8 protein-coding genes and 2 pseudogenes are annotated in these 8,226 nt (G+C 53.5%); all 10 read left to right on the top strand.

Features of this window, described 5'->3' with window-relative positions; translation table 11 throughout:
• Positions 1-643 (top strand): cytochrome c oxidase subunit II (gene coxB, locus LH51_RS15140; protein WP_052063836.1); only part of this gene is annotated, 643 nt, incomplete at its 5' end.
• Positions 636-3,161: pseudogene (ctaD, locus tag LH51_RS24870) on the top strand (cytochrome c oxidase subunit I). The gene coxB and the pseudogene ctaD, both read left to right, overlap by 8 nt.
• Complete coding sequence (locus tag LH51_RS15130; RefSeq protein WP_052063835.1) at positions 3,161-3,565, top strand: hypothetical protein; 405 nt, start codon at positions 3,161-3,163, stop codon at positions 3,563-3,565. Before ctaD ends, LH51_RS15130 begins: the two are co-directional and overlap by 1 nt.
• Positions 3,556-4,371 (top strand): cytochrome c oxidase assembly protein, encoded by an 816-nt coding sequence (locus tag LH51_RS20650; protein ID WP_052063834.1) that lies wholly within the window; start codon positions 3,556-3,558, stop codon positions 4,369-4,371. The genes LH51_RS15130 and LH51_RS20650 overlap by 10 nt, the downstream gene beginning before the upstream one ends.
• Before the next feature lie 129 nt (positions 4,372-4,500).
• The gene (locus LH51_RS20645; protein ID WP_235263772.1) at positions 4,501-5,004 is read left to right on the top strand and encodes a MauE/DoxX family redox-associated membrane protein; all 504 of its coding nucleotides are present in this window, start codon (positions 4,501-4,503) and stop codon (positions 5,002-5,004) included.
• A gap of 181 nt (positions 5,005-5,185) precedes the next feature.
• Positions 5,186-6,508, top strand: coding sequence for a diguanylate cyclase domain-containing protein (locus LH51_RS15115; RefSeq protein ID WP_036523657.1), 1,323 nt, complete (start codon positions 5,186-5,188; stop codon positions 6,506-6,508).
• Positions 6,509-6,748: 240 nt separating this feature from the next.
• Entirely contained in the window at positions 6,749-7,291 is a 543-nt protein-coding gene (locus LH51_RS15110) for a DUF4255 domain-containing protein (protein WP_081960848.1), read from the top strand.
• Positions 7,292-7,328: 37 nt separating this feature from the next.
• Complete coding sequence (locus LH51_RS15105; RefSeq protein WP_036523648.1) at positions 7,329-7,760, top strand: hypothetical protein; 432 nt, start codon at positions 7,329-7,331, stop codon at positions 7,758-7,760.
• Positions 7,747-7,992 carry a carboxypeptidase regulatory-like domain-containing protein gene (locus LH51_RS15100; RefSeq protein WP_036523646.1) on the top strand — a complete coding sequence of 82 codons (246 nt, stop codon included), beginning with the start codon at positions 7,747-7,749 and terminating at the stop codon, positions 7,990-7,992. The genes LH51_RS15105 and LH51_RS15100 overlap by 14 nt, the downstream gene beginning before the upstream one ends.
• A gap of 29 nt (positions 7,993-8,021) precedes the next feature.
• Positions 8,022-8,226 (top strand): annotated as a pseudogene (locus LH51_RS15095) (hypothetical protein); the annotation flags it as partial.

Below are 8,226 nucleotides of genomic sequence, written 5' to 3'. Positions count from 1 at the left end.
TACCCTTGACCCTCAGGGACCCGCCGCGGCTGAGGTGGCGCTGTTATGGTGGGGCATGTTTGGTTTTTTCACGCTGGTTCTGCTGGCGGTTGTGCTGTTGTGGCACTACGCGATAAAGCGTCGGGATGACACTAGTCCGGTAACGCGTACCAGTGGCTGGATTATCTGGGGAGGGTTGGCATTACCGGTAGTCAGCATAACTATCCTGCTGATTGTAGGCGTGCCGATCGGGCAGCGGATGATGCCGCTGGATGATGAAGAGGCAGTGCAGATTCAGGTTACCGGCCATCAGTGGTTTTGGCAGGTGGTTTATCCTGAGCAGGGCGTGCAACTGACCGACGAGCTGCATATACCGGTCAATACCCCGGTGCACCTGCATCTGACCAGCGCCGATGTTATCCATTCCTTTTGGGTACCACGGCTGGGGGTCAAGTTGGATATGTTACCTGGGAGAACCAATGTGTTGCGGCTCGAAGCTTCGGCCGCCGGGGTTTATCGTGGCCAGTGCGCTGAATATTGCGGCCTGGGCCATGCGCATATGCAATTTACCCTAACCGCACATGAACAGCCGGAGTTTGCCGACTGGCTAAAGCAGCAGTCGGCACAGACGTTAAACCTACAGGAGTCAATCATCGATGAGTGACACCAAAACAGCCGCAACGCCGTCGGCTGCAGCGAGTCAGTTGGCCCGGATTTGGGCCAATTTGCCGGGTTGGGGCGGTTTGGCCGCGGTAAATCATGGCACCATCGGTCTGCGTTTTATGGTGACCGGGATGGTGTTTTTCCTGATTGGCGGTGTGTTGGCGATGCTGATACGCACGCAGTTGGCGCTGCCTGAGCAGAATATTGTCAGTGCCGAAACCTATGGCCAGCTATTTACCATGCATGGCAGCGTGATGATGTTTCTGTTTGCCATTCCGGTGTTGGAAGGACTGGCGATCTATCTGATTCCGAAGATGATTGGTGCCCGTGATTTAGTCTTTCCGCGACTTAGCGCATTGGGTTATTACTGCTACTTATTTGGTGGCATTATCATTATGTCCAGCCTGCTATTGGGCATAGCGCCAGACTCAGGTTGGTTTATGTATACGCCACTGAGCAGTAGTGAATTTTCGCCAGGACCAGGCTCCGATTTCTGGTTGCTGGGCATCACCTTTGTTGAAATTTCGGCAATGGCGGCGGGTATCGAGCTGACAGTGTCTATTCTGTGCAGCCGGGCCAAGGGTATGACACTCAGTCGGATGCCGCTGTTTTGCTGGTACATTTTGGTGATGGCGCTGATGATTGTGTTTGGTTTCCCACCGTTAATCCTGGCCAGTATTCTGCTGGAGCTGGAACGCGCTGCCGGTATGCCCTTTTTCACCGTGGCGGCGGGTGGAGATCCGCTGTTGTGGCAGCATCTGTTCTGGTTATTTGGTCACCCTGAGGTTTATATTATTTTCCTGCCTGCCGCCGGTATAGTCTCAACGCTGATTCCGGTGTTCAGTGGCCGTCCGATTGTCGGCTATCGTTGGATCGTTATCGCCGTTATTTTAACCGGCTTTATTAGCTTCGGGCTGTGGGTGCACCATATGTTTACCGTGGGCATTCCCCAGTTGGCACAGGCTTTCTTTTCAGTGGCAAGCATGCTGGTGGCGATTCCGACGGCCATTCAGGTGTTCGCCTGGCTGGCGACCTTATGGCGCGGCAAGGTGGTATTTCATTTGCCAATGCTGTGGGTCAGTGGCTTTCTGGTTGTGTTTGTCTGTGGTGGATTGACTGGGGTGATGCTGGCGCTGGTACCTTTAACTGGCAGGTACACGATACCCATTTTGTCGTAGCACATATGCATTATGTGCTGGTGGGAGGGATGTTTTTCCCACTGATCGCCGGGCTGTATTACTGGTTGCCCTTAGCCTCTGGCGGATGCCGTCGCAGCGATCGGCCGCTGGGGATTCTGGCTGACTTTTGGTGGCTTTAACCTGACATTCTTATTGATGCACCTTACCGGTTTGCTGGGTATGCCACGGCGGGTATACACCTATGAAACCGGTTTAGGCTGGGATGTGTTGAATCTGTTGTCGTCCATCGGTGGTTTTATTATGGCCATAGGTGTGGCGCTGGTGCTGCTGGATCTGTTGCTGCATTTTTGGTTTGGCCAGCGAGCCAGCGCCAACCCCTGGCAGGCTGATACCCTGGAATGGGCACTGGATATGCCACCAGCCCAGTATAATTTTGCCAGTGTTCCCAGCGTCAATAGCCGCCATCCGCTCTGGGATGACCCGCAACTGGCTGAGCGGATTGCCTCAGGGCAGGAAGGTCTGGCTGAAGCGAATAGTGGCTTGCGCGAAACCTATGGCACCTCTGCGATCAGTGCTCAGCGGGAGCGAATTATACAACTGCCCGGAAATTCCTGGTTGCCACTGTACTGCGCTATGGCTTTGGCGGTGGTATGTATCAGTCTGCTAAGCCGTTGGTACGAACTGGCTATAGTGGTGGTTGTTCTGACTCTTGGCTTATTACTGCGCTGGAGTTGGGAGAACGGCGGCCATCCCTCAGCAGCGCCCTTGGATCCATTGAATGAACGCAGTGAAAATGAATTGCTGCTGGAATCACGAACCATAGATGGCCCCGGACGTTGGGGCATGATCGTCACCTTGCTGGCTAATGGCGCTTTGTATATGTCGCTGTTGTTCGGTTGGTTTTATCTGTGGACAGCTGCCCCGCAATGGTCAGCACCCGACGAGGGTCCCTTGCCGTTCTGGCTATTGTTGCTCTGTGGCTTGCCCGCCTGTATCGCCTTATGGCTGTTTCAGCGCCTGTGCCAGCGCCTGGCAGAGGGTGATGCTCAGCAACTGCAACGCCAATTATGGCTGAGTGCCGGTTTGGGGTTGCTGCATTTTGTACTGTTATTGGTGCTGTTTATCATGGCACCCCTGAACTACACCGAAAGCGCTCATGATGCCGTGCTGATGGTGATTTTGCTCTATCTGCTGGGACACGCTGGCCTTGCGGTGGTATTAACTGCACTGCAGGCACTTAGAGTAGCGCGCGGTTATGTCAGTGCCAGCTTGCCTTATGAGCCGCAGGTGATTAAGCCGCTGTGGTTTTATTACCTGGCGGTCTTCTGGATTAGTGTTGCGCTGTTTTTCTTGTTACCACTGGGCTGGGGTACGCTGTGATGAGCCACTCAGTGAAAAGCCGCACCCTGAAGCGCAAGCTCAGCTGGTTTGCGCCAAGCCATCCGGCTCAGATAGTGATGGGTTTTGTTATCTGGAGTATCTGGTTTATTGCCATGTATGGCGGCTTATCCGTGGCCTGTCAACTGGTTCCGCCTGACACTGGGCAAGGTCCTTTTACCTGGATTAACAGTGGCTTGTTTGCTTTTACTCTGCTGGTTTTTGCGCTGTTAGTGTTGCTGGCCTGGCGCAGTGGTCGTTACTGTGCATCGCAGCACAAGGCTGGCGAAGTAACGGCCGGTTTTGGGCGCTTCGTTGGTTATGTTGGCACTGTGCTGTATCTGATCGCTGCGGTTGGCACCCTGGCAGGGGGCTTGCCGGTGCTGGTATTGTCACCATGCAGCTAAAGCAGTGGCCGTGGTTAAATCCTTGGTCAGGGTTGCTGGTATTGGCAAGTCTTAGCCTGCCGGTGCAGGCGCATAGCCCCTTGCAAAGTGATGGTGCCAGCTTCCAGGCCGCGCTGCTAACAACACTGTTGCTGGCGCTGTTCTGGTTGTTTTATGTGCTTGGCAGTATCAAGCGACCACCACGACTCTGGCGTGCGCTGCTGTTTCATAGCGCTTGTCTGCTGTGCGCGTTGGCCGTCGTCGGGCCACTGGATGATTTGGCAGAAACCAGCGCCAGTGCGCATATGCTGCAGCACATGCTGTTAATGGTGGTGATTACCCCATTGTGGGCATTAAGTCTGCCCTTGCCGCAATTCGCTGCTATTACTGGTCGTTGGGGCCGTTTTGCCTGGCAACCGCTGCTCAAGTTGGCCGCTTATCCGTTGAGTCTGGCTTACCTGCATGCGGCTGTCGTTTGGTTTTGGCATACCCCACGCTTTTACGTGCTGGCACTAGAACATCCCTGGTGGCACTTAGTCGAGCATATCTGCTTTGTGTTCACCGCCGCGATGTTGTGGTGGGCGGTATTGCATTGTACCGAGCGAACGCGCAGTTGGGCGCTGCTCGCCTTGTTGTTTACCCTGATGCACACCGGCTTTTTGGGTGCTGTGCTGACCTTTGCTGAGTCCTTATTGTATTACCCCAGCCATCAACTCGCAGATCAGCAACTGGCCGGGTTACTCATGTGGGTGCCTGGAGGGGTGCCTTACATACTGGCGGCTGCCTGGTTGGGCTATCGCTGGATCAAAAGCAGGGTTATGACATGAAGGCCCCTTCATGGTGAAGAAATAGAAGCTTTTAAACAAAAGCATGATGTCTCGACCACCCCGCAGGTATTTATCGACGGGACGCGCATTGGCGGCTATGACGAACTGCGAGAGCATTTCGGATTGGATGTGGCCGATGAGGACGCCGTAACCTACGAACCTGTCATTGCGCTTTTCGCCACAGCCTTGTTTATGGGATTGGCAGTTAGTTGGGCCGCTACAGGTACACTGCTGAGTGCCAGGATGCCGGAATATTTCGTGGCGATTGCTATGTGTCTGCTTGGGCTGCAAAAGCTTAAGGACGTGGAAAGCTTTAGTACCATGTTTCTTAACTACGATCTGCTGGCTCAGCGCCAGGTGCGCTATGGCTATGTGTATCCTTACGCTGAAACAATTGCGGGGATTTTAATGCTGGCCGGTGCACTCATCTGGGTGGCGGCACCGCTTGCCCTGTTTATTGGCACGGTGGGCGCGGTCTCGGTGTTTAAGGCTGTCTATATCGACAAACGAGAACTCAAATGTGCCTGTGTCGGTGGGGACAGTAACGTGCCGCTGGGGTTTGTGTCGTTGACAGAAAACCTGATTATGATCGGCATGGGGCTTTGGATGTTACTTAGCATCTATGTGTTTTGACGTAGCCCTACACACTTGATATTCACAGCTGCTGAAACTGAATAACCGTTGATCAGGGCTGTGTTGCTGTTTAAAGTTTTATTATGGCTAACATGGGGATTTAGATGTTATTCCGTATGTATGTGTTCTAAAGTGCTTGTTACTTTCTGTTCTTATTTGTGAGCAAAAAATGCAGGTGAACATGCGATTAGCTGATTTTATCAGGGCAGAAATAGAGCCGATCCTGGAGGATTGGGATGCCTTTGCCAAAACTATTTTTTCTGCCCGACAGATGGGCAAGAGTGGACTGCGCGATCATGCCAGAGAAATGCTTTTGGAGATTGCTGATGATCTCGATTCTCATCAGAGTGACTCTGAACGGAGCGCTAAATCGCAAGGTCGTGGTCCAGAGGATGGGGAAGAGTCTTGGGCAGAAGTGCATGGTGGCGATCGGCAGACCAGCGGCTTCAGCGTGATGGATACAGTGTCTGAGTTTCGTGCTCTGCGTGCAAGCGTGGTTTCACACTGGACTAAAGCTTACCCAACGGTTGCCGGACAACAGCTTGAAGACCTGACCCGATTTCATGAAGCCATAGACCAGGCTGTCGCGGAATCGTTGGAACAGTATGCGACTGAAAAAGAGATGGAGACCCGGCTGTTCGGTGCTATTCTGGTGGCATCACCGGATCCGATCTATGTGCTGGATCTCGAGGGCAGATTTATTTATGCAAACAAGGCGACGGCCGATCTGTTCGCTCTGGCGCCTGAGGCGATTATTGGACAAACCACCTTTGATCTCGGGTTTCCGTTCGCTGAGGACTTTAAGCACAACCTGGAAAGGGTGATTGCTGATCAGTCCTTCTTCCGGGGTAAGTTTGTTCACACCTTTGCTTCTGGCAAGGGAGAGCGGTTCGAGTATCTGCTGGCGCCGGTGTTGGATGCGCATCAGCACACGGAAGCGATTGTCTGCATTTCCAGGGACATTACTGAACAGGCACTCGCCGAGGAAAAAATATGGCACAACGCCCATCATGATCTGCTGACCGGTCTGCCCAATCGACGTCTTTTCCTGGATCGTCTGGAACAGGAGGTCAAACATGCCAATCGCAGTAGTCTGTCACTTGCCGTATTATTTATGGATCTGGATGGCTTTAAGGAAGTCAACGATTCCTTTGGCCATGAGGTAGGCGACCGTTTACTGTCTGACGTGGCCGCGCGCCTTAATGACTGTGTGCGGGAGGTCGATACGGTTGCGCGTATGGGCGGCGATGAGTTTACTGTGATTCTCACCGGTGTTAAGCAGCGCAAGGATGTTGAACTTGTTGCTCAGACTATTATCGATGCGCTGGCGAAGCTTTTTTTAGGTGCACAACAATCTGTCCAGATTACCGTGAGCGTTGGCATCTCTTTCTACCCTCAGGATGCAGACACACCTGTCGCCTTGCTGGAAGCCGCAGACAAGGCTATGTATAGCGCCAAAGACTCCGGTTCAAATCGGATGTGTTTTTATGCGGCATCTTGTTAATTCACAGTTGTAGCCGGCCATTCGGGTTGGAGTGTATCCAGCTGGTCTAAAAATTCAGTTTTTCACCTTGCGGCATGTCTACTTCACTGCTAGGCTCAAATTGAAAATAATAAAACACGCGATTAAATCTGCCGTTTGCTGTTCCTGGGTTGAGTTGTACTAGAGTATTTCATTCAGATTGAATCGCTCAGTCATGTGAAATGATGGTATTAATATGCCAGATTTTCAGCGCTCAATGACATTGCCCGGACACTTCAGTCGCAGATCCTTCATGCCTTGAGTTCTGCTCCGGATATTGACTTCCCAGTGACGGCTGAGACGCTGCCGCTGGCTCCTCCCTCCGATGAATTAAGCAGCGATGTCGTTGCTGTGCTTTACCTTTATCACATCGAGATTGACCCGCATCTGCGTAATCGCAAGTTAATTCCCGACAGCGCCGATCCATCCCTGATGATTAAGCCCCCCTTGCCCTTGCAACTGCGCTTTTTATTCGTGCCCTTGTCGACAGATGATGACAGGAATCAGTTGATGCTCGGGCGCGTGCTGCAGCATTTTCACGATACACCCAGTTTTCGGCCGATACCCGGATCACCCTTGGGGACTAGTCGGGGTGGGGCGCCCGCACAGCTTCGGGTCAGGTTTGATCTGACCTCTTATCAGGACCTGGCACAACTCTGGTCAGGGTTATCGCGCCCGTTCCGGCTATCGGCGGGGTTGTTGGTCGATATAGTGACGATCGACAGTGCCTGGCCGCCGAAGAAGTGCCTCGCACCGGGGCGGTGATTGGGGTTAGCGGGAACTCAGCTCGAGGAACAGGGACATGACTGAGGCATTCACTGGGCCCCAGTTGCTCATCCGGCTGAAGGTCGAAGATGCCTTGTCGGGGCTTGGCCTGGCCGATGCCAGGGTTAACTGTTCAGTCCGCAGTGCGAATGCCGCCTATCGTCCCTCACCCTTTGCGCTACAGCCTGCTGGAGATGGCTGGTTTGTGATGGTGATGAGCCATCTGGCGCTCGCCGCCAGGCTGCGACTTGGTATAACTACGCGGTTTCGCTTCGAGGTGTCGCTATTGGGCTATCAGCCAACTGAAGAGGTGCTGTTCATTGCACCGGCTGATTTCACGCTTGTCACTGAGGATATCCGCTTGGTGATGTCCTTATCAGACACAGCCGTATTGCCGGGGCGCCTTTCGAAGTCGCCTGGCGCTTTCGCCTCACCCTGTTCGTCTTGCCGGGCAGGTGGTCCGCGATGACGACCCGGCAGAGCCCGTAGCCGGAGCCGAGGTGCGCTTAAACGGCGAAGCTGCCGGGGCGCAGACGACCGATGCCTCCGGTCGATTTCTGTTTGATGCCTTGCCTTTGGCGCAGACCGTCACGGTATCTGCCAGTGATGGTGAGGTGAATAGTAGTACCAGCCATCTGATCGACTTTAACAAATCCACCAACCACTTAACGCTCAGCATACCGACACAAACAACCGATTAACACCTAGTCCTTTGTGGAAGGAGACAGGCATGACCGCATATCTATCACCAGGAGTTTATATAGAAGAGGTCCCCTCGGCCAACAAGGCAATTCAAGGGGCTTCGACCTCTACTGCCGGGATGGTCGGTCTGACTGAACGTGGGCCAATTGGCGTGCCCACCTTAGTGACCAGCCCGGGTGCGTTTAAGCGTATCTTTGGTGGGCTGCTTGATCCGGCAACCTATCCTGACGGGG

Origin of the sequence: Nitrincola sp. A-D6 (assembly GCF_000764495.1) — a bacterium.
In the GTDB taxonomy this organism is placed as follows: Bacteria; Pseudomonadota; Gammaproteobacteria; order Pseudomonadales; family Balneatricaceae; genus Nitrincola.
This window is presented reverse-complemented; position numbering and strand designations above follow the sequence as displayed.

Coding starts and splice junctions, on each gene's coding strand:
- LH51_RS15130 (WP_052063835.1), top strand. CDS start 3,161: ATGAGCCACTCAGTGAAAAGCCGCACCCTGAAGCGCAAGCTCAGCTGG.
- LH51_RS20650 (WP_052063834.1), top strand. CDS start 3,556: ATGCAGCTAAAGCAGTGGCCGTGGTTAAATCCTTGGTCAGGGTTGCTG.
- LH51_RS15115 (WP_036523657.1), top strand. CDS start 5,186: ATGCGATTAGCTGATTTTATCAGGGCAGAAATAGAGCCGATCCTGGAG.
- LH51_RS15105 (WP_036523648.1), top strand. CDS start 7,329: ATGACTGAGGCATTCACTGGGCCCCAGTTGCTCATCCGGCTGAAGGTC.